Source organism: Trichloromonas sp., from assembly GCF_034006665.1.
In the GTDB taxonomy this organism is placed as follows: domain Bacteria; phylum Desulfobacterota; class Desulfuromonadia; order Desulfuromonadales; family Trichloromonadaceae; genus Trichloromonas.
Genome location: NZ_JAVESI010000018.1, coordinates 41,360 through 62,159, shown reverse-complemented (window position 1 = coordinate 62,159; position 20,800 = coordinate 41,360). Strand labels below are relative to the sequence as shown.

The 20,800-nt window shown below is 61.1% G+C and carries 17 protein-coding genes, 1 tRNA gene, 1 other RNA gene and 1 pseudogene; 14 read left to right on the top strand and 6 right to left on the bottom strand.

Features of this window, described 5'->3' with window-relative positions; all coding sequences use genetic code 11:
• Positions 1-270: 270 nt before the first annotated feature.
• Entirely contained in the window at positions 271-522 is a 252-nt protein-coding gene (locus tag RBR25_RS08895) for a hypothetical protein (RefSeq protein WP_432819197.1), read from the bottom strand.
• A gap of 732 nt (positions 523-1,254) precedes the next feature.
• Here RBR25_RS08895 and RBR25_RS08890 point away from each other — a divergent pair.
• Positions 1,255-3,264, top strand: a complete 2,010-nt coding sequence (locus RBR25_RS08890; RefSeq protein WP_432819196.1) for a diguanylate cyclase domain-containing protein — start codon at positions 1,255-1,257, stop codon at positions 3,262-3,264.
• Between the two features lie 321 nt (positions 3,265-3,585).
• Here RBR25_RS08890 and RBR25_RS08885 read toward each other — a convergent pair whose 3' ends face one another.
• The 5 genes and pseudogenes from RBR25_RS08885 to wrbA all read right to left on the bottom strand — a co-directional run bounded on the left by RBR25_RS08885 (position 3,586) and on the right by wrbA (position 9,603).
• Positions 3,586-4,320 (bottom strand): TIGR03915 family putative DNA repair protein, encoded by a 735-nt coding sequence (locus RBR25_RS08885; RefSeq protein WP_432819195.1) that lies wholly within the window; start codon positions 4,318-4,320, stop codon positions 3,586-3,588.
• Complete coding sequence (locus RBR25_RS08880; protein WP_432819199.1) at positions 4,320-5,579, bottom strand: putative DNA modification/repair radical SAM protein; 1,260 nt, start codon at positions 5,577-5,579, stop codon at positions 4,320-4,322. The genes RBR25_RS08885 and RBR25_RS08880 overlap by 1 nt, the downstream gene beginning before the upstream one ends.
• Positions 5,580-5,669: 90 nt before the next feature.
• Positions 5,670-7,130 (bottom strand): annotated as a pseudogene (locus RBR25_RS08875) (dihydrolipoyl dehydrogenase family protein); the annotation flags it as partial.
• A 13-nt stretch (positions 7,131-7,143) separates the two neighbouring features.
• Positions 7,144-8,832, bottom strand: coding sequence for a potassium channel family protein (locus tag RBR25_RS08870; protein WP_432819194.1), 1,689 nt, complete (start codon positions 8,830-8,832; stop codon positions 7,144-7,146).
• 150 nt (positions 8,833-8,982) lie between these two features.
• Entirely contained in the window at positions 8,983-9,603 is a 621-nt protein-coding gene (wrbA, locus tag RBR25_RS08865) for an NAD(P)H:quinone oxidoreductase (protein WP_432819193.1), read from the bottom strand.
• Positions 9,604-9,815: 212 nt separating this feature from the next.
• Here wrbA and RBR25_RS08860 point away from each other — a divergent pair, with 212 nt between their 5' ends.
• From RBR25_RS08860 to ffs, 13 genes are all read left to right on the top strand, one after another.
• Entirely contained in the window at positions 9,816-10,505 is a 690-nt protein-coding gene (locus RBR25_RS08860; RefSeq protein WP_432819192.1) for a response regulator transcription factor, read from the top strand.
• A 2-nt stretch (positions 10,506-10,507) separates the two neighbouring features.
• Positions 10,508-12,292, top strand: a complete 1,785-nt coding sequence (locus RBR25_RS08855) for an ATP-binding protein (RefSeq protein WP_432819191.1) — start codon at positions 10,508-10,510, stop codon at positions 12,290-12,292.
• A 153-nt stretch (positions 12,293-12,445) separates the two neighbouring features.
• Complete coding sequence (locus tag RBR25_RS08850; RefSeq protein ID WP_432819190.1) at positions 12,446-13,315, top strand: HAMP domain-containing protein; 870 nt, start codon at positions 12,446-12,448, stop codon at positions 13,313-13,315.
• Positions 13,316-13,323: 8 nt separating this feature from the next.
• Positions 13,324-13,839 (top strand): menaquinol oxidoreductase, encoded by a 516-nt coding sequence (locus RBR25_RS08845; RefSeq protein ID WP_432819189.1) that lies wholly within the window; start codon positions 13,324-13,326, stop codon positions 13,837-13,839.
• A 431-nt stretch (positions 13,840-14,270) separates the two neighbouring features.
• Positions 14,271-14,696, top strand: coding sequence for a response regulator (locus RBR25_RS08840; protein WP_432819188.1), 426 nt, complete (start codon positions 14,271-14,273; stop codon positions 14,694-14,696).
• Between the two features lie 15 nt (positions 14,697-14,711).
• Positions 14,712-14,951, top strand: coding sequence for a hypothetical protein (locus RBR25_RS08835; RefSeq protein WP_432819187.1), 240 nt, complete (start codon positions 14,712-14,714; stop codon positions 14,949-14,951).
• 149 nt (positions 14,952-15,100) lie between these two features.
• Entirely contained in the window at positions 15,101-16,351 is a 1,251-nt protein-coding gene (locus tag RBR25_RS08830) for a glycosyltransferase (RefSeq protein WP_432819186.1), read from the top strand.
• Between the two features lie 111 nt (positions 16,352-16,462).
• Positions 16,463-17,776 carry a M23 family metallopeptidase gene (locus RBR25_RS08825; protein WP_432819185.1) on the top strand — a complete coding sequence of 438 codons (1,314 nt, stop codon included), beginning with the start codon at positions 16,463-16,465 and terminating at the stop codon, positions 17,774-17,776.
• Positions 17,777-17,804: 28 nt separating this feature from the next.
• The gene (locus RBR25_RS08820; protein WP_432819184.1) at positions 17,805-18,503 is read left to right on the top strand and encodes an SDR family oxidoreductase; all 699 of its coding nucleotides are present in this window, start codon (positions 17,805-17,807) and stop codon (positions 18,501-18,503) included.
• A gap of 511 nt (positions 18,504-19,014) precedes the next feature.
• Entirely contained in the window at positions 19,015-19,512 is a 498-nt protein-coding gene (locus RBR25_RS08815; protein WP_432819183.1) for a ferritin-like domain-containing protein, read from the top strand.
• 179 nt (positions 19,513-19,691) lie between these two features.
• A complete protein-coding gene (gene radC / locus RBR25_RS08810; protein WP_432819182.1) occupies positions 19,692-20,378 on the top strand; it encodes a RadC family protein in 687 nt (228 codons plus the stop codon).
• A gap of 66 nt (positions 20,379-20,444) precedes the next feature.
• Positions 20,445-20,532: transfer RNA gene (locus tag RBR25_RS08805), tRNA-Ser, on the top strand.
• Between the two features lie 110 nt (positions 20,533-20,642).
• An RNA gene (gene ffs, locus RBR25_RS08800) (signal recognition particle sRNA small type) lies at positions 20,643-20,741 on the top strand.
• The last annotated feature ends 59 nt before the right edge of the window (positions 20,742-20,800 follow it).

The following is a 20,800-nucleotide window of genomic DNA, read 5'->3' as shown; positions in this document are numbered from 1 at the left end:
CAAAGAGCCATTAAGACCGCTGCGGGGATATCTACGACATTTTGCCGAGGCCTTTCGGCCCGGCAACAACCGAATTGGTTGGCTCATGCCTCAAGCCGCGTGAGCTTTTTTCGCGATTGCATCTTTTATTAGAATATGAATTAGTTAACAATCCGGCGAATCATAGCACAAGTCAATGAATCGCCTAAGCACTCCAAAAATCTCCGCCGACCTATGAAAACGCATCGGGTCAAACCTAGACATGGGACATCGTTGCGGAAGTTGTAGTCTTTAGCAAATCTCGTGAGTTTTGACCGTTGGCGATTCGCCCTCCTTCAACAGTGTCCCATAAATCACCATTTCCAAAACACCAAAAGGCCCAGCCGGATTTTCTGAGTTGAGCCTTTCCGGAAAGTTGTTCTGTATTTCAATCCCCCTTTGCCTAAGGAATTTAAGGCCATCCGCCTTCTTCCCCTCCAACTGTTTTTTTGACTCCACTCTGCCCTTCCGCTCTTCCTCTAGGGCGATCTTGATTCTGCTCAATTATTGCCTGAGCTCTTCGATTCTCTCCTTGGCTTTAGGGGCCTCCCGCTGGGCCTCGATGACGGCCAGGCGTTTCTCCAGGTCGGCAAAGTGATGGACAGATTCCGGCGGTCCTTGTAGGCCGGCCCGGATATGCTTCTTGAATTGAGCCGGACACGAAGCTCCCGACGGTGCCGGGAGCTTCGTGTTGATGGCCAGAATTCAGGCTTTTTTGCGTTCAAGGCACGGATGATAGGCCGACAAGTCCCACCCGCATTCGGGGCATTTCGCGAGGTGTTTCCACCGGTAGACCTTAATCGATTTCGGCTAAGCCTTTTATTTTTTCTGAAACATCCGGAATTGTGATCGGTATCAAAAGAAAGAGGCCGGTTACGGGGGAGGTATCCCGTAACCGGCCAAGGGGGGTGGAACAAGAGGGAGGTATGAAGAGGGAGTCTTCATGGTTATCGCCGAGCCGCCTGCCACAACAGCCCGTCGATTTTTGAAGGATAACGGATAAGAGGGCCGGTCGCCACGGTTGAACCCGTAAAATTGTTGGCGAAGAGTTGCGCCTGTCGGCTGTGTAAAAGCACGGGGTGAAAATTTTTCATACACAAGTATTTTTGTATTGTATCCTTTGCGATAATTGAAATTCGGGATTTCCCTACGAGGTCGTGGAGGGTTTGCAATGGGTATTGGCGATTTTGCCGTCAGGGTAGACCGGAAGTTCCTTTTTTCCATGGGAGCCAAGTCATGACGGGCGGCTTCTGGGCTTCGATCCGAAAACATCTGGTGCTTATCGTTCTGGTGGCGGTTTTACCCGCCTTGGCCATCATTCTCTATTGCGGTCTGGAGCAACGGCAGCAGGCGATTGAATCGGCCGAGCGCGAACTTACTTTGCTGGTGCGCAATATCTGTGAGGCCCAGATCGGCCAGCAGCAAGTCGTGCGCCAGACGTTGGCGACGCTGGCCCAGGTGCCGGCCGTGCGAAATTTCGATGCCGCGGGGAGCAGTGTGCTTTTTCACGGGATCATTGCGCGAACTCCGGAGTTTTTCAACCTCACCGCGGTGCATGTCGATGGCGAGGTTTTCGCCTCGGGCCGACCCTTTTCCGGTGTTTACCTCGGTGATCGCAAACATTTCCGCGAAGCCCTGGCGCGCAAGGATCTGGCTGCGGGCGAGTATCTGCTCACCCGGATTGGCGGAGATGCTCCCGTCTTCCCTTATGCCTATCCGGTACTCGACTCGTCCGGCGTTACCCGGGCGATTCTGACCCTGTCCCTGAAGCTTGAACAGCTGGCCCGGCTGTACGATGCCGTGCCGCTGCCGGAAGGCTCCTTTATCGCCATTACGGATCACCGTGGCGTTCGGCTTTCCTATCATCCGGCGCAGGATGAGACGAATCCCGTCGGCCGGGCGATTGCGCCTTCGGCCTGGACGCTCGTCCAGGAAAATCCCGAGGGGGGATTGGGCAAGGTCGCGGCTTCCGACGGCCGAATCAAGTTGGTGGCCTTCCAGCCGGTTCGGTCCGCTTCCGGGGAGGCGCCCTACATGTACATGTGGGCCGGCGTCCCCGAAGATGAGATTCTTAAAAGTGCCGACCGCATTCTCTTCAAAAATCTGCTGCTCATGGCCGGGTCCATTCTGGCGGCACTCGTTTTTTCCTGGTGGCTGGGCAATAGGACCATTGTCGAGCCGGTTCGCGCCCTAGTGGCGGTCACTGAGGACTTTGCCCGCGGGGATTTCCAGGCGCGCCACAGTTTACCCGAAGCCGACGGCGAGCTGGGGATGCTCGCGCAGGCCTTCGGCCGCATGGCGGAAAGCCTGGAAACAGGCCGGGAGTCCCTGCGCCAGTCGGAAGAGCGCTACCGGACCCTGTTCGAATGCAATGCTGACGGCTTGCTGATCGCGGATATGGCCAGCCGGCGTGTTCGCTTTGTCAATCCGATGATCTGCACGATGCTCGGCTATGCCGAGGACGAACTGCTCGGCATGACCCTGGAGGAGATTCATCCCGAGTCTTCGTTGCCGGAGGTGATCGCCGAATTCGAAAAGGTTGTCGCGGCTGAACTTTATCATTTCCGCGACATTCCCTGCCGACGCAAGGATGGCACGGTCTTTTTCGCCGATATCAACGGGACCATTCTTCATCTCGACGGCATCCCCTGCCGCCTGGGCATCTTCCGCGATGTCAGCGAGCGCAAGCGGGCCGAAGACCGGCTGAAACATCAGGCGACGCACGACGAGTTGACCGGTCTGGCCAATCGCACCCTGTTACAGGACCGCCTGGAGAGCGCCATCCACTACGCCCAGCGCTCCGGCCGGATGGTCGGCGTGCTGATGCTCGACCTCGACCGCTTCAAGGAGATTAACGACAGTTTCGGTCACGACTTCGGCGATCGTCTGCTACGGGCGGTGGCCCAGCGGCTGACGAAGACCGTTCGCGAGGCGGATACCGTCTCCCGGTTGGGGGGAGACGAATTCGTCATCCTGCTGGCGGAACTGCCCGATTCGCAAAGGGTGGGAATGATTGCCGAGAAGGTTCTGCGCCATCTGACCGAGCCGCTTTCGATCGATAAGCGCGAAATCACCCTGACGGCGAGCCTGGGCGGCAGCCTCTATCCCCAGGACGGTGCCGACGGCGAGACCCTGGTCCGCTTCGCCGACCTCGCCATGTACCAGGCCAAGAGGAACGGTCGCAACCGTTTCGCTTTGTATGACGCCGCCATGAGCCTGAACGGGGAAGGTGGGGAAGAGGGCTGACATTTCAGCAAGAATGCATTGATTCTTGATCCGTGACGAAAGGTCCGGCCGATAAATGGCCGGACCTTTCGTTATAAAAAGCGATGGAACCTTTCAAAGATGGGTGCAGTCCAGTTCCCCATAAAAAAGGCCGGGATGCGGCAGCGCAGAGGGATGCCCGTTTCATGGATGCTTTCGCCAAACGCATCATGTGGGCTGGCGCGGCGAAAAGCGGTACAGGCAAGGCGCGTCCGCGCCGAGCAATGAGGCCTACTTACGTACGTCGAAGCCGCAAGACGACGGCGGCAAAGCCACAGTTGGTGAGTTTTTGCGACGCCATCATTAATTCTTCTCCACCAGAAATTCCCAGTATTTCATCGGCATGAAACGTTTCTGCAGGCGGGGGTTGGCCCGTTCGGGGATGGCGATATGGTGGAAGAAGGTGCGCCAGAGCTCTTGCCACTCGTCTTCCTCGGCGCTGAAGGTCGGCGCCGTCTCCAGGCGCAAGGCGCCGATGGCCCAATGACGGCCGTCGTAGAGGGCGCCGAGATCGCGGCGGACATCGTGGATCAGCCAGCGGCGATCGCCGAGGCGGATGGCGAAATGGGCGGCGAGATGGGCGAGGATATCGGCAGCGGGGCGAAAGGGGGCGTAGAGCAGGCCGTCGTCGGTTTCGCGGAAGCGCAGCAGCCCCTTGAAACGGTGGGCCTCGTGGCGGGTGCGCTGGGCGGCGCGGTGGACGGTGGCGACCTCCGGGTCGGTAAGATGGCGGTCGAGTTCCCGGCGTACCCGCCAGCCGAGCCTGAGGTAGCGGTAGAGAGCCATCTCGATGCCGGGCTGGTCGGAAAGAAAGGCATCGCGCAGGTTGGCGGCGGTTTCTGTACCCAGATGCTCGCGAATGGTGGCGTTCAGGCGAGCGGCGAGTTCCGGTTCAGTATTCGACGGGAAAACCTCGGCGAAGAGATCCGCTTGTTCCGATTCATGTCGGACGATGTCGTCCGGCGTTTCGCGGCGGGCGAAGAGACGCTGGAGAACCGTCAGCAATCCGGCGTAGCTGCCGTCGTAACGAAAGATCATCAGAGTTCGCCGCTGATCGCCGAGAAGAGGTCGAGCTGCACTGCCCGGGGGCGGACCGGCTCCGGCGGGGTGATCAGGCGCTGTTTCAGATCCAGGGACTGGACATCCGTTTCCCCCAGATATCTGCCCTTGGCGGTGACGAAATAGCGGGCACGCTTGAGGACGACGCCGAGTTTCTTCAGCCCGTCGAAATCCAGGGGGCCGACCCGTCGCGCTTGGACGATGCGCTGCGCCGAACGCACCCCGATTCCCGGCACCCGCAGCAACGTCGAATAATCGGCCCGGTTCACCTCCACCGGAAAGAACTCCCGGTGGCGCAGGGCCCAGCAAGCCTTGGGGTCGAGTTGCAGGTCGAAATGGGCGTGCTCGGTATCGAGCAGTTCGGCGGCGGCGAAACCGTAGAAACGCAGCAGCCAGTCGGCCTGATAAAGGCGGTGCTCGCGCAGGAGCGGCGGTTCCACCAGGGCCGGCAGGCGGTTGTCGCGGCACACCGGGACGAAGGCTGAGTAGTAGACGCGCTTGAGCTCCATGCGCCGGTAGAGGGATTCGGCTAGGCGCAGCACCTGAAAATCGCTCTCGGGGCTGGCGCCGACGATCAGCTGGGTGCTCTGCCCGGCCGGGGCGAAGAGCGGCGCCTTGCGGCTCTTTTTCCGCTCGGCGCGGGCTTCGCCGATCAGTTCACGCATCTGTCCCATGGGAGCAAGAATGGCCTTGCGCTCCTTCTCCGGCGCCAGCTGCTTCAGGCTCGCTTCGCTGGGCAGTTCGATATTGACGCTGAGGCGGTCGGCGTAGCGCCCCGCCGCCTCCACCAGCCGGGGATCGGCGCCGGGGACGACCTTGAGGTGGATGTAACCGCCGAAGCGGTGCGTATCCCGCAAGAGCCGCACTGCCTCCAGCATCCGCGCCATGGTTTCGTCGGGGCTGCGCCAGACGCCGCTGCTGAGAAAGAGCCCCTCGATGTAATTGCGCTTGTAGAAGTTGATGGCCAGTTCCGCGACTTCGCCGGCGCTGAGGGTAGCGCGGGGCAGGTCGTTGCTGCGGCGGTTGACGCAGTAGGCGCAGTCGTAGACGCAGGCGTTGGAGAGGAGGATTTTCAGCAGCGAAATACAGCGGCCGTCCGCCGACCAGCTGTGACAGCACCCCGCCGGCAGGGCATGGCCGAGAGCGCCGGAGTGTCTCCGGTCGCTGCCGCTCGACGAGCAGGATGCGTCATAACGGGCGCTTTCGGCGAGGAGGGTGATTTTTTGTTGCAGGGTCAGGTCGGACACAGGGGTATCCTTACGGGCTGAAATTTTGTTCCAGTTTGCGATAGGATTGTGACGGAATACGTCGTCATATCCTTGCTTTCTTCACTCCCCCCGCCGCCAGGCATGAAACCGCTCAACCCACCGCAGCAATCCCTGGGGCGCGTGATTGCGCTTCCACACCCCTGCCGTAGCCTTGTTCCCCTCGGCGAAAGTCGGATAGATGTGGATCGTTCCGAGAATCCGGTTCAGTCCCAGGTTGTGTTTCATGGCGCTTACGAACTCGGTAATGGTCTCTCCGGCGTGACGGCCGACGACCGTTGCGCCGAGAATCTTGTCCGACCCGGGTCGGGTCAGCACCTTGATGAAACCTTCCGGAGCGCCGTCGGCGAGGGCCCGGTCGAGCTCGCTTAGCGCATAGCGGGTCACTTCGCAGGGGATCCCCCGCTCTTTCGCTTCCTGTTCGCTGAGGCCGACCCGCGCCACTTCGGGGTCGACGAAAGTCGCCCAGGGGATGACCCGGTAATCGACCTTGAAGGTCTTGAAGGGGGCGAAGAGGGCGTTGACCGCCGCGTGCCAGGCCTGATGGGCGGCGACATGGGTGAACTGGTAGGGGCCGGCGACATCGCCGGCGCAGAAGATACTCGGGATGTTGGTGCGCAGCAGGGCATCGGCCGCGAGCGTTCCCCGCTCGCTCAGCTCGACCCCCAGTTCTTCGAGGCCGAAGCCTTCGACCCGGGGGGCGCGGCCGACGGCCACGAGCAGTCGGTCAAAGGGGATCGCCACCGTTTCCCCGCCGTGTTCGCAAATCAGCATGTGGTGCTCGCCGTCGGTGCGCACTTGTTGCGCCCGGTGGCCGGTCAGCACGCGGATCCCTTCGGTGGTGAAGCGGGCGGCGAGCAGTTCGGAGACCTCTTCATCCTCGCGGATGAGCAGGCGCGGCGCCAACTCCACCAGGGTCACGGCGCTGCCGAAGCGGGCGAAGGCCTGGGCCAGTTCGCAGCCGATGGGACCGCCGCCGAGAACAACTAGACGACGCGGCAGTTCCCGCAGATTCCAGAGATTGTCCGAAGTGAGATAGTCGATGTGGTTGAGACCGGGGAGGGGCGGTACGAAAGGGCGGGCGCCGGTGGCGACGACAAGGGCGCGCCCGGTGAGAGACCGGCCGTCTACTTCGACGGTATGGGGGGCGGTGATGCGTGCTGCCCCTTTGATCACCTCGACGCCGAGACCTCGGTAGCGTTCCGCCGAGTCGTGGGGGGCGACCTGCTCCACCACCCGTCGTACCCGGGCCATGACCTCGGCGAAATCGAAGGGGATTTCTGCATCCCGCAGGCCGAGCTCTCCGGCCCGACGGGCGTCGGCCAAAAGCCGCGCCGCGCGCAGCAGGGCCTTGCTCGGCACGCAGCCGCTGTTCAGACAATCTCCGCCCATCCGGTCTTTTTCGATGAGCGCCACCTTGGCCTTTACGGTGGCGGCGAGGTAGGCGGTGACCAGGCCCGCCGAGCCGGCGCCGAGGACGATGAGGTTGTAGTCGAAGCGCTTCGACTGCAAGGGGCGGATGAACAGAGAACGTAACTCAGCCATAGATTTCATCGAACCGCGCCTCCTGTTCTGGGCCGCCGATCAGAAGCAGGGTCATCCCCGCTTGCAGGCGGGTTTCGGGGGGCGGGGAAACCAGGGTTTCGCCTCCGCCGGGGGGCTCCAGGGCGACGATGGAGCAGCCGGTGAGAGGGCGTAGCCGCGACTGCTCGATGGTTTTGCCCGCCAGGGCGGTCGGCAGAGGACGGCGGAAGACCGCCACCCCCTCGGTGAGAAAAGCCGAGGCCTTTTGCTCCAGCAGGTTGATCAGGATGCTGGCCCCCACTGAGGCGTTGGAAACGACGAAATCGGCGCCGGCGGCATAGAGCTGTTCGACATTTTCCTCGCGGTTGGCGCGGGCGACGATGCGGATGTGCGGATGCAGATGGCGGCTGTTCAGGGTCAGGAAAATGTTGGTGCTGTCGTCGTTGGTGGTGACGATCACCCCGCTGGCCCGGTCGATGCCGGCGTTTTTTAAGGTGTAGCGGCCGGTAGCGTCGCCGATGACCACCACATGTTCTTGGCAGGTCGGGCTTTCGTGGTGGTCGACGAGGATGTAGGGAACCGGGCGACGGTCGAGAAAAGTCGCGGCGGCGCAGCCGATGCGGCCGTGGCCGAGGATGAAGATTAGTTCGTCCTCGGCGGCTTCGCCGGCGAGTTTTTCCAGGACGCCAAGCTGAGCGCGGGTGCCGGCGAACATGACCAGGGCGTGTTCGCCCAGGATCGAATCACCGCTGGGGATGGTAAAGGTGCCCCGCTCCCACAGGCCGATGACCGAAAGACCGGTTTTTTGCCGGATTTGCGCCTCTTTCAAGGTCTGCCCGACAAAGGGGGTGCCGTGCACGGGGATTTCGGCGATCTGCAGGGTGCCGAACGAGTCAAGAATATGAGCCAGGGCGCCTCGGGTGGTGCCGCGGGTGGCCAGATAACGACCGAGGATACGGGTCAGGGGGATGACCTGGGTGGCTCCCGCCAGGCGCAGCAGTTCGGCATGTTCCGGGTCATCGACCAAGGCGGCGATGGGAGTCTGGCAGAGGGAACGGATGGTGAGGCAGATGTTGGTGTTTTCCGGGTCGCTGAGGTTGGCGACCACATAGCGGGCGGCGGCCACGCGCAGGCCGGTGAGCACCCGGGCATCGGTGGCCGCGCCATAGACCACCTTGAAGCCCTCCTGCTCCTCCAGGTGCAGCGCCTGTTCGTAATCGGCGGTGACGACCACGAAGAGCAGGTCGCGGGCCTGCAACTTCTGGATGAAGGCGCGGGTAATGGGGTCGATGCCGAAGATCAGGATGTGCCCCCGGGTCTGGGGGGGGAGCTCATAGGTCGGGTGGTAGCGCAGACGCTGTTCGATCCAGGGGGCGAGAAAGAGGCTGACCAGGCCGAAGGGAAGGATGATGAGCAGGAAAACCACTCCCGAAATGGTCACCATTGCCGCGAAGACGTAGCCGGGATCGCTCTGAAAGGTGATGTCGCCGAAGCCGAGGGTGGTCATGACGGTGATGACCCAATAGATACCGGCGATCAGGGAAAACTCACGTCCTTCAAGATGCCACATGAGAAAGCGGAAGAGGGTGGCATAGACCAGAATCATGGTGAGCAGAAAGATGCCATAAAGAATCAGCACCTTGAGGTTCTGGCGAGCGCGACCGCGCAGGAAATAGGCGAGTTCGGAGGCAAGAGTCTTCATGGGGTTCCTGGGGAGAAACGCTGAAACGATACAGGGTGATGACGGGATTTTAAATCAGGCGGGACGGGGAATCCATGAATTCTTGCGATGACGCGAGAAGGAGTGAGGCGCGATCCGGCCGCAGCGCCTCACTCCTCACTCGTCACGGCCTCAACCGCCGTGGAGGCGGGTGGCGATTCCGGCCACATGGCGACCCTGGAAGCGGGCGATTTCCAGTTCGTTTGCGCTCGGCCGGCGACTGCCGTCGGGCCCGGCCAATGTTGTGGCGCCGTAAGGGGTGCCGCCGGTGACTTCCGCCATCGTCGTCAGCCGGGTCTCGCTGTAGGGAACGCCGACAATGACCATGCCGTGATGGAGCAACGTGGTGTGGAAGCTGGTGATGGTCGTCTCTTGGCCGCCGTGCTGGGTGGCGGTGGCGGCAAAGACGCTGCCAACCTTGCCGATCAGGGCGCCTTTCGCCCAGAGGCCGCCGGTTTGGTCGAGAAAGTTGCGCATCTGGGCACACATGTTGCCGAAGCGGGTCGGGGTGCCGAAGAGGATGGCGTCGGCCTCGGCCAGCTGCTCGGGGCGGGCGACGGGAATGTGGGCAAAGCCTGCGCGAGCTGCTTTTGCGCCACTGGCCGCCAGGACTTCCTCGGGGATTAGTTCCGGAACCTGGAAAAGGCCGACTTCGACACCGGAAACCTGGCGGACGCCTTCGGCCACCGCTTCGGCCAGCTGGTGGACATGGCCGTACATACTGTAGAAGACGATCTGGATCTTGACGCTCATGGTCGCTCCTTCCCTTCGCAACAAAGAGGATTAAGTCGGTATTCTATCATCGTCGCGGATTTTGGCAAATGGCGGACTTTTCCGTCCGCGGGCTCGTAGGGACGTTTGGATCCGCTATAATGAAAAACGGAAGAAATTGCGGCGGCGCTAATCAACTTCTAACAATCCCGTGACAGACTTCCGACATCAACGGCTAACGGAAGAGGTGAACGATGAGTAAGGCACGAATCCTCGTCATCGAGGATGAAGAAGATATCCTGGCGCTGATCCAGTACAATCTGATCAAGGCTGGCTATCGGGTCGATTGCGTGACCAGCGGTGAGGAGGGGGTGGCCAAGGCGACGGCGCTCCATCCCGATCTGGTTATTCTCGACCTGATGCTCCCTGGCATGAACGGTTTCGAGGTCTGCCGCCGACTGCGCGCCGAGCCCGGCACCGCCGAACTGTCGATCATCATGCTCACGGCCAAGGGGGAGGATGCGGATATCGTTTCAGGTCTGGAGATCGGCGCCGACGACTATCTGACCAAGCCGTTCAGCCCGCAGATACTCAAGGCCCGTATTCAGGCGGTGCTGCGCCGGCGCGGTCAGTCCGGGCCGGAATTTTCCGGGCAGCCGGTGGCGGTGCATGACCTGGTCGTCGATCCGGGGCGAGGCAAGGTGCTGGTCGCCGGACGTGAAGTGGAACTGACCCTGACCGAGTTCCGGCTGCTCTATCTGCTGGCGGGACGCCCGGGCTGGGTCTTCACCCGCACCCAGATCGTCGACGCCGTTCGTGGCGAGGGCTACGCCGTTACCGATCGGGCGGTCGATGTGCAGGTCGTCGGCCTGCGCAAGAAACTCGGCGATGCCGGAAGCTACATCGAAACGGTGCGGGGCGTCGGCTACCGCTTCAAGGAGTGAGCATGCGCTCTCGTCGCCTTCTCTGGCACCTCTATCCCTCCTATCTGGTCCTCATTCTCATCGTCCTGGTGGCGGTCGCCTGGTACACTTCCCGCGCGCTGCGTGACTTTCATGTCGATCAGACTCTTGTCGAACTCAAGGCCCGAGGGCGGCTGATTTCCGAACGGCTCGCCGGATCCTGGAGCGCGGAAGAGGGGGCGCGGCTGGATGCTCTGTGCAAGGAACTGGGGCGGCTCTCCGCCACCCGCATCACCGTAATCCTGCCTGACGGGCGGGTGCTGGGAGACTCCCGGGAAGACCCGGCGCGCATGGACAACCATCGAAGCCGCGTGGAAGTGGCGGCGGCCTTGGACGGCCGGGAAGGGCATGTCATCCGCTACAGCGCCACTCTCGGACAGGAGATGATGTATGCGGCGCTGCCGCAAATCAACGGAGATACGCTGGTCGGCGCACTTCGGGTGGCGATCCCCGTGACTGCCATGTCTAACGCCCTGCATGGGCTTTACTGGCGGGTGGCTGGGGTCGGTCTGGGCATCGCGGTGATTTCCGCCCTGCTCAGCCTCTTCGTTTCCCGGCGCATCGCCCGACCGCTGGAGGAGATGACTCGGGGAGCGCAGCGCTTTGCCCGGGGGGATCTTGGCCAACCGCTGCCAGTGATGGGCTCGCTGGAAATCGCCGCGCTCGGCAGCGCCCTCAACCGCATGGCCGGCGAACTGGACGAGCGCATTCAGTCCCGGGCCCGGCAGAACAACGAGATGGAGGCGGTGCTGTCGAGCATGACCGAGGGGGTGATCGCCATCGATCCCGAGGAGCGCATTCTGCGGATCAACCAAGCGGCGGCCCGCCTGCTTGCCGTCACTCCTGCCCAGGTGACCGGTCGGCGGGTGCTCGAAGTGGCGCGCAAGGCCGAGTTGCAGCGTTTCGTGGAGCGGGTTTTGGCCAGCCACGAGATGGAAGAGGAGGATGTCTGTCTGCACGGGCCCGACGGAGAACGTTGCCTGCAACTGCGGGGGGCGCCCTTGCGCGACCTGGGGGGGCGAGAAATCGGTGCGCTCATGGTCTTCAGCGACGTCACCCGTCTACGCCGGCTGGAGTCGGTGCGGCGGGATTTCGTCGCCAATGTTTCCCATGAGCTTAAAACCCCCATCACCGCCATCAAGGGCTCGGTGGAAACGCTTCTCGGCGGCGGCGCCCTCGGCGATCCCGCCGCCGCCGAGCGCTTTCTCGCCATCGTCGCCCGCCAGGCGAGCCGGCTGGAGGCCATCGTCGACGATCTGCTGGCTCTCTCGCGCATCGAACAGGACGCCGGGGCCGCCAGCATCCCCCTGGTGACGGCGCCGGTCTGGCCGGTGCTGCACGCAGCCCAGCAGGTCTGCCAGTCGGCCGCCGACGAAAAACAGCTGGAGATCCGCCTCTTCTGCTCCTCCGAACTGCGCGGCCGGATCAACGCCCCGCTGCTGGAGCAGGCGCTGGTCAATTTGCTGACCAATGCCGTCAAGTACAGCCCCAATGGTGGCAAGGTGGTGGTCGATGCGGCCCAGCTCGGGGATCAGCTGATGATCAAGGTGCAGGACTGGGGAGTCGGCATCGCCGCCGAACATCTGCCCCGCGTTTTCGAGCGCTTTTACCGGGTTGATCCGGCGCGTAGCCGCAAGCTTGGCGGCACCGGGCTCGGACTGGCGATCGTCAAGCATATCGCCCAGGCGCACGGCGGCCAGGTGGTGGTGCACAGCACTCCCGGCAAGGGCAGCGTCTTCACTCTCATCCTGCCCGCCGCTGCCGCCTGAACGCCACCGAAGCCCGTAAAAATCATCAGTAAAAGTTTGTGTTTACAGGCAAGGATCGTTTGACTTGGGCGCTGTTCTTGTGCTATTAATCCTCACTAACTCTCAGGTGTTCAAGTTCTCCAGGCGGGATTCAGCACAAAGGATGGATGTCTTATGAGAAGCATCGCTGCCAAAGCCGTCGTTCCGGTCGCCGTGGCGGTCACCGGTTTTGTCGTAGTTGCTAGTATCCTGCTCTATTCTTTCATCAAGGGGGATATGCTCAACAGCGCCATCCAGCGGGAAGTCAACCTGGCGGGGATCATCGTCAAATCGACCCGTTACGCCATGCTTCACGACGACCGCGAGAGTCTGCGTAACATCATTTCCAATATCGGCGAGCAGAGCGGGGTGGAGCACGCCCGCATCTTCAACCATTCGGGGATGGTCGTCTACTCGGCGGATCTTGGCGAAGTCAATCAGCTGGTGGACAAAAAGAACGCCGGGTGCATCAGCTGCCATGAAAAAGAGGAGCCCGCCACCAACCTCGGCCCCATGGAACAAGCCCGCCGCTTCACGAACGAGAAAGGGCATCATGTGGTGGCGATCACCGCCCCCATCTACAATGAACCCGGCTGCTCTACCGCCGAATGCCACTTTCACTCCGCCAACCTGAAAGTTCTCGGAACCCTCGATATCGGCCTCTCGGCCGAGCCCCTGCGCGCCACCCTGGCCACCCTCGGTTGGCGCATGGCCGTCTTCTGTATCATGGTGCTGATCCTGACCGTCGGCGGCGTCTGCGCCTTGTTGCGCCGCAATATCCTGCTGCCGATCATCAACCTGGTCGCCTACGCCAACGCTGCCACCCGCGGCAATACCGACGAGCCCCCTCCGGGCGGTATCGACGAGATCGAAATGCTCGGCAAGTCCCTGCAAAGTATGGCGCTGCGTTTGGAGCAGAAGGACCGCGAACTGGAAAGTCTGCGCGGACGCGGCGGTGAGCCGGCGTCGACCCGCCCCTCTCCCCCCGATACCTTTGCCGGATAGGTGTCCTCATGAGCGAGCGTCCCGACCCTTCCGGCGAGCAGTTAAACTCTTCCCGTTTTGATCGGGGCCCGTTACGGGAGGAGGTGCGCCGTGAAATCCGCCGACTCCATCAGCTCTCCAATCGCGGCCTCTGGGGGCTGGCGATATTCATTCTTCTCAGCCTCGGTGCCCAGCGCAATTTCAATTTTCTGCCGAGTTTTTCCGAAGGGGCGCGGGCGGTACTCGGCGCGGCCCCTCCCGTCAAGCTGATCAGCATCGCCTTGGTCGTCTACAGCTTTTCCGCGCTGGTTCTCATCCTTTCGCGGATGATGGAGGGGACCGAGACCTATCGCGGCTGGTCCCATCTTGGTTACCTGAGCGGCTTCTATTTCTTCTACTACTATGCCGAGGCCCTTCCCGATAACTTCTGGGCGGTCTTCGCCGCTGGTATAACCATCCTCTCCCTGGAGTATTACGCCATCTGGAACTATTGCAGCGAGGCGATCCGCACCGAAAAAGAACTGCTCGGCAAACTCGACGAATGAAGGTTTTTCGCTCCTTTTCTCCTCTTTTTCCCGGCCGCCGCTGATCCCCCCCATAAATCCCATCCTCTGTATATACTCCCTATACATTTTCAAAAAATGCCTAAATCCTCATTTGTTCCAGCCGGTTAAGTCACTTTTTCGGATGTTTTCGGGGGATGTCCCCCGGGGATACGTATGAAATTGCTATACGCTTCTAATCTCAAGTTTCGGAAGAGATGTTTTTCATTTAAAAAATACCGAATAAATTTAATATGTTAATAATTCTTTTTAAAAGGTTTTATAAATTGGCATGAGCGCTGCTACAGGTAAGAGCAAAGCCTAAAGGCCAGTCTTCCCGTTGCCGCTGTCCGGAGAACCTTTCTTTCGTGACGGCGCCGGGAAATGCATCCTTTACGATCATCCACGATGAATGACATGGAAAGGCGGATATTATGCGAACACTTTTGATTGCCGACCAAGACAGCGCTTCGCGCGAGGAAATACGCAAGCTCATGGCCGCGGAGGGATACCAGATCCGCATTGCCAATTCGGTGGTGGAAATCCTTCGGGACGCCCTGAAGAATCAGGCGCAGGTTCTCCTTCTCGGCATGGAGTTCGAGAATATGCTGGCGGTGGAACTGATTCCGCTGGTGAAAAAATGCAGCAAGGACATGATGATCATCTTGGTCTCGGACGAGGACTCTCTCCCCCTGCTGCGCAAAGTGCGCGGCGAAGGTATCTTCTACCATGCTCTGCGGCCGGAGACCGACGAGGACAGGGAAGAACTCCTCCTGGCGGTGCGCTGCGCCTTCGAGAAGTATCCCCAGGTGCCTTCGCCCCAGTCGCAGCGCCTCCAGCGCCTTGAAGCTCTGGCCTGAAGGGACGGCGGACGGATGCGAATGACCAACCTGGTTCTGGGACTGGCCGCGGCAACGATTCCGGCTGCCGCCTGGGCGGCGGGGCGGGAACCGGCCGAGGCGGGGTGGATCGTCTGGGGATTTTTCGCGGTCTGCGCGTTGATCGCGCTGCGCCAGGTGTGGCCAGCCTTGCGCCAAGTCGGTCGTGCGGCACGGGAGATTTCAGGCCGTCGGCACCATCGGGATGAGGACAAGAAACGGTCCCACGGGCCCTGAATCCTGATTGCAGGGATATGATCAAGCGGGGAGGCGCAACGGGAGTTGTGGCTCCCCCTTTTTATTGGCGGCGCGAAAAAGTCTTGGCAGGATTGGGAAAAGGGGATACAAGGGGCCCCTGCCTACCCCTTTCTTCTTGAGGAGTCTTGTTGAACGCCGCTCTGCTTGCCCAGTATCTGCACCGTCGCGCTCTTTCCGGTCCTTGGGCGGCCGAAGGCTGTTCCGAGGGGGATTTCGCGGCGGCGGTGATCATTCCCTCCCTGGCGGAAGGGGAGAGCCTCTTTGCTACTTTGACTTCCCTGGCGGAGAATCCTCCTGAGTTTCTGGCGCGCACCCTGGTTCTGGTGGTGATCAACCACGGGGAAGGCGCCGCGGATGCCGTTCGCGCCGTCAATCACGCTGATCTGCGGCGGCTGCGGGAAGGGCCGAGTGGGCCCTTGCGCCTGGCCTGGGTCGACGCCACCGGACCCGGGCGGGAGCTGCCTGCCGGAAGCGCCGGTGTCGGCCTGGCTCGCAAGCTTGGTTTCGATCTTGTCCTGCCCCGTCTGCGGAGGGACTCGGGATCATCCTTTCTGGTCAGCCTCGATGCCGACACCCTGGTGTGCCCCGCCTATCTGCCGGCGCTTTTCCACCACTTCGCCAATGCCGAAGCCGGCGGCGCGGTCCTGCCCTTTATCCACCAGCCGGGGCGAAACGCCGCCGAGCAGCGGGCCATCGAGCGTTACGAGCTCTATCTGCACCACTATGTCCTGGGCCTGGAGCTGGCCGGTTCGCCCTATGCCTTTCACAGTGTCGGCAGCGCCCTGGCCTGCCGGGCTGATGCCTACCTCAAGGCGGGAGGGATGAACCGGCGTAGGGCCGGAGAGGATTTCTACTTCCTGCAGCAGTTGGCTAAAACCTCGGGTGTCGCGCCGGTCGCCGGCACCTTGGTGCGGCCCTCGCCGCGTCCTTCCGGTCGGACTCCTTTCGGTACCGGCCGCAGCGTCGCCCGGCTTTTGGACGGCGAGGAATCGGCGGTCGGTTTTTACGCTCCCCGGGCCTTCCAGATTCTCGGCCAATGGCTTGCGTTGATCGCCGCCCGGAAGGAAGATCCCGGTTTGGGCCTTCTTGCCCAAGCCCGGAACCGGGCGCCGGAACTCGCCGCCTATCTGGAAGAACGGAACTTTTCTGTGGTCTGGGAACGTCTGCGTCGCAATCATCCCCGTCCCGAAGCCTTGCTCAAGGCTTTTCACTGCTGGTTCGACGGTTTGGCGACTCTGCGTCTGATTCATGCTCTCTCTCCCCAACGCCTTTCCCCCGAGGCGGCGTTGCCGGAGTTGCTGGCGTGGGCGGGCCGAAGCGCCGCGGGTGGAGTGGGGGAGTGGCTGGCGGAGCTGCGGCGAGAGCAGGTGTTCCGATGAGGATTGAACGCGCCGACTATTGCTCATTGGAACGTTCATCGTTATAGTAGGTCGGCAAAGCGCCCGAGAGATTCGACCCTTGGCCAATTCACAAGAAAAAAGGACAGACCGTTGAAGACTTCTTCCCTCGTATTGATCGCCGTTCTTTTTGCCGCCCTGGTGGGGGGCGGGTATTTCTATTTCCGTGACACCCAAAGCCCGCTGATAGAGCTGACCCCAGCTTCCGGACCGACCTCCAGCAAGCATCCGCCGGTGCTCAAGCTCAGTGACCCGGGTTCGGGTCTGAGCAAGCTGACGGTGACCCTGACCCAGGGCGAGAAAACCTTCGATGTGCTTTCCCGGGAATTCCCCGAGGGTACCCTGGAGCAGAGCGAGCCCCTCCCCCTGCAAAAATTGGGGATCGCGGACGGTCCCGCGCAGTTGCGGGTGGTGGCCGTCGATCGCAGCATCTTTCCGCTCTTTTCGGGGAGCACCAGTGATCAGACCTTCAGCTTCGACTTCGACAACAGGGCGCCGATCATCTCCCCCTTGAGCCGCCACCATAACCTGACCAAGGGGGGCGCGGGGCTGGTGACCTATACCCTCTCCGAGCCGGTGACCAAGACCGGGGTTGTGGTTGGTGATCATTTCTTTCCCGGCCATCCCCAGGGGGATGGGGTCTACGCCGCGCTCTTCGCCTATCCTTGGGACATGCCGGAGGAACAGTTTGTGCCCAAGGTCATCGCCGTGGACGTGGCCGGCAACGAGCGTCTGACCGGCATCTATTATCACACCAGCGTCAAGCCCTTTCGGGAGCGGCGGATCGAGATCAGTCAACCGTTCCTGGAGGCGAAGATGCCTTCCTTCGAAGATTATTTCCCCACGGTGACCGATCCGCTGGAGATCTTCCTCAAGGTTAACAACGAACTGCGCATAAAGAATGTGGCGCGTCGCGCCGATTTCGCCCGGGAAACCTCGCCCACGCCTCTTTGGCAGGGGGCCTTTGCAAGCCAGCCGAAAGCGGCGACCCTGGCTCTTTTCGCTGATCACCGCACCTATTTTTATGAAGGGCGGGAGATTGATCGCCAGACCCATCTCGGCATCGATCTCGCCTCCACCGCCCAGGTCGAAATTTTGGCCGCCAATCACGGACGTGTGGTCTACGCCGACGATCTGGGCATCTACGGGCTGTGCGTGGTTATCGATCACGGCCTTGGGCTGCAGACCCTCTACGGCCATCTCAGTCGTATCGGCGTCGCCGTTGGCCAGGAGGTGGCCAAGGGGGAAGTGATCGGGAACAGCGGCGCTACCGGCATGGCCGGCGGCGATCATCTGCATTACGAAACGATTATCGCGGGTTTGTCGGTACAGCCGATCGAATGGTGGGACGGTTCCTGGATCGCCAACAACATCACCGAAAAGCTGAAACCGACTCCCGCCAACTGATCGGGTCCGCGCGGGCCGAGGAGGGTGCATGGGCAAGACCATTCTGATTACCGGTGCCAACCGCGGCATCGGCCTGGAACTGACCCGGGAATTTTCCGCCCACGGCTGGCGGGTGCTGGCCTGCTGCCGGGATCCCCAGGTCGCCGGTGAGCTGAAAAACCTGGCGGAGCGTTTGCCGGAAGCTCTCCGCATCTTCCCGCTGGAAGTGACGGATAGCGCGCGGATTCAAGAGCTTAGTGCCGTCCTGGCCGATGAGGCCATCGACATCCTGCTTAACAACGCCGGGGTTTCCGGACCCGAACGGCAGGATTTCGGCGCCATTGATACGGATGCCTGGCTGCGTACCTTCCGGATCAACAGCATCGCGCCCCTGGACATGGCGGCGGCCTTCGTCGAGCAGGTGGCGCGCAGTCGCAGGAAGATCATCGCCACCGTCGGCAGCCAACTCGGCAGCCTGACCGAAAACACCGAGGGGGGAATGTATGCCTATCGCTCTTCCAAGGCCGCCGCGCACATGGTGACGAAAAATCTCGCCATCGATCTGCACGACCGGGGAATCATTGCCGTGGCCCTGCATCCCGGCTGGGTCAGGACGCGCATGGGCGGCCCCGAAGCGCCGGTAATGCCCCGGCAGAGCGCGGCTGAGCTCTTCCAGGTGCTGACGTCCCTGACCCTGAAGGATAGCGGCAAGCTCTGGGCCCACACCGGCCAGGTTCTCCCTTGGTAGCTTCCGGCGTGCATTCGTAGCGATCCTCGGGTCGGGAAGGTCATCTTTCCGGCCTTTTTTCGTCTCCGGCCCTTCTTGTCGGAGCGAACCCGCCGCCGGTGGTGCGCAGGGTGGTCATCTGTCCCTCGCTAGAGGCGGACTCACCTTCAACAGCCAGTTAGGGCAGGTCGGGTTACGGCTCAGCCGGTAGAGACATTTGACCCGTTTCGCCATTTGCCGGAAGAATCGGTGCGGCAGGAACGTCGGTCGGGGGCTGATCGCGTCTTTGCAGGGATGTCTTCCCTCTTCCGCAAAGTCCACCGGCTTATTTTGCCACATCCGCCGGCCGTGTCCAAATCCTTGAAATTCCCTTTAGATAATTCTTTCATCAGGCCTTTGACAGGTTCTCATCCTTCGGCATAATTATAAGGCGACAAGGCGGTTGCCGAAATGGTTCTTGCAGTCTTCTCGTCTTTCCGTTGATGACCGGCGTGCCGGTCTTCCCTATCCCCCTAGCCGACAGGAGGTGAGCATGCCCCAAGAACTCAAGATGCAGGAAGCTCTGAAACAGGCGATTCATGCCAAGAAAAACCTCATGGATTTCTATCTCAAAGCTGCTGAAGTCAACAAGAACCCGGAAGGAAAAAGGGTTCTGGAACAACTGGCGAAAGAAGTGCGTGAAAATGTCGCGCGCTTTTTCGATTATTACAAAGGCTCCGATCTCGGCCCCTTCAATGATTTCATCAACGCCCCGCCACATCCCGATTCGGCCATGCTCGTTTCATTGCAGAAAGCTCTCAACGCCAACATGTCTGAACGTAAGGTGCGCGAACTGGCCCTCAAAGAAGAGGAGGACATGGAGAAGAACTTCATCATGCTTGCCCAGAAGGTGGTCGATCCCATGGCCCGCGTCGTCCTCGAACAGGTGGCCAAAGAAACCCGCAATCATTACGACATCATTGAATCGGAATACGCCCGGACCATGGGCATGGTTCATGAGACCGATATCGATACCTATGTCCGTGAATAGCTGCTTATTCCCCTAACGGGACAGCGTGAAAGCAAAAAACCCCGGCCATCGCGGTCGGGGTTTTTTGCTTTTAGGCACATCAAAAATGTGTCTGCCCTAATTTTTATTGGCGCGATGGCAGGCTCGTGCTAGAGTTCGGGCCGATGTTTTGACGATCAGATTAAGGAGGGACCCTTTTGATGCGCAAGATCAAGGATTGGCCCGAAGCCGAACGACCCCGGGAGAAGATCCTCACCCAGGGGCCGTCGGTTCTTTCCGACGCCGAACTTCTCGCCTTGGTGCTGCGCACCGGGGATGCCGCCAGTCAGACCAGCGCCGTTGATCAGGCGCGGCTGCTTCTTAGCCGTTTTCATAATCTGCGTGGGCTGGGGCGGGCGACGATTGTCGAATTGTGCGAAACCAAGGGTGTGGGGCCGGCCAAGGCGGCGGAAGTACAGGCCGTTTTTGAACTGGCGCGGCGTTTCGGCGGCGAGGAGCTGAATCCGGGGGCACGCTACACCTGTTCAGCGGAGGTCTACCGGCACTTTCACGAGCGGCTGCGCGATCATCGCAAGGAGGTCTTCATCGCCCTGCTGCTCGACAGCAAGAATCGGGTGCTGCGTGAAGTGCGGATTTCCGAGGGGAGTCTGAACGCCAGCATCGTCCACCCCCGGGAGGTCTTTGCGCCGGTCGTGCGTGAATCAGCGGCCGCTGTCCTCTTTGTCCACAACCATCCCTCCGGCGACCCGACGCCGAGCCGTGAGGACTTGGAACTCACCCGGCGTCTGCGGGAAGCGGGGGAACTCATGGGGGTGCGGGTTCTCGATCACATCATCATCGGCAGCGGCCAGTACGTCAGCTTTGTTGATCACGGCCTGATGGGCTAGCCGACCACGACGGCAAGAAAAATTACTTTACACGCAGGGGGGCTTTGTGTATTCTTCGCAATCTGCGGAGAGGTGACCGAGAGGCCGAAGGTGCACGACTGGAAATCGTGTGTACCGCAAGGTACCGGGGGTTCGAATCCCCCCCTCTCCGCCAGTTTTGTTTCAACCTCCGTATTTTTGGGGGATTCGTTAGTTTTTTATATCCTGAGAATGCGCCATTTTCATCAGCCGTTCAAGGGGCGAGTGATTGCCGACAGAAGTGACAGCCGGGTCCCGCGCAACGGGTGGCCGTGAACCCCGTCAGGCCCGGAAGGGAGCAGCGGTAACGGCACTATCCGTGTGCCGCGGGGGTGCCTGGCTGTCACTTGTGCCGGCAATCCTTTTTGGAATGGCCGACATCCTTTAATTCTAGCCCGGAGTTG

What these genes read in the sequence shown, in the direction of transcription:
- RBR25_RS08820 (WP_432819184.1), top strand. Translation starts at nt 17,805, where the DNA reads ATGGGCAAGACCATTCTGATTACCGGTGCCAACCGCGGCATCGGCCTG.
- RBR25_RS08840 (WP_432819188.1), top strand. Translation starts at nt 14,271, where the DNA reads ATGCGAACACTTTTGATTGCCGACCAAGACAGCGCTTCGCGCGAGGAA.
- RBR25_RS08885 (WP_432819195.1), bottom strand. Translation starts at nt 4,320, where the DNA reads ATGATCTTTCGTTACGACGGCAGCTACGCCGGATTGCTGACGGTTCTC.
- RBR25_RS08870 (WP_432819194.1), bottom strand. Translation starts at nt 8,832, where the DNA reads ATGAAGACTCTTGCCTCCGAACTCGCCTATTTCCTGCGCGGTCGCGCT.
- RBR25_RS08890 (WP_432819196.1), top strand. Translation starts at nt 1,255, where the DNA reads ATGACGGGCGGCTTCTGGGCTTCGATCCGAAAACATCTGGTGCTTATC.
- RBR25_RS08855 (WP_432819191.1), top strand. Translation starts at nt 10,508, where the DNA reads ATGCGCTCTCGTCGCCTTCTCTGGCACCTCTATCCCTCCTATCTGGTC.
- RBR25_RS08835 (WP_432819187.1), top strand. Translation starts at nt 14,712, where the DNA reads ATGCGAATGACCAACCTGGTTCTGGGACTGGCCGCGGCAACGATTCCG.
- wrbA (WP_432819193.1), bottom strand. Translation starts at nt 9,603, where the DNA reads ATGAGCGTCAAGATCCAGATCGTCTTCTACAGTATGTACGGCCATGTC.
- RBR25_RS08860 (WP_432819192.1), top strand. Translation starts at nt 9,816, where the DNA reads ATGAGTAAGGCACGAATCCTCGTCATCGAGGATGAAGAAGATATCCTG.
- RBR25_RS08815 (WP_432819183.1), top strand. Translation starts at nt 19,015, where the DNA reads ATGCCCCAAGAACTCAAGATGCAGGAAGCTCTGAAACAGGCGATTCAT.
- radC (WP_432819182.1), top strand. Translation starts at nt 19,692, where the DNA reads ATGCGCAAGATCAAGGATTGGCCCGAAGCCGAACGACCCCGGGAGAAG.
- RBR25_RS08845 (WP_432819189.1), top strand. Translation starts at nt 13,324, where the DNA reads ATGAGCGAGCGTCCCGACCCTTCCGGCGAGCAGTTAAACTCTTCCCGT.
- RBR25_RS08850 (WP_432819190.1), top strand. Translation starts at nt 12,446, where the DNA reads ATGAGAAGCATCGCTGCCAAAGCCGTCGTTCCGGTCGCCGTGGCGGTC.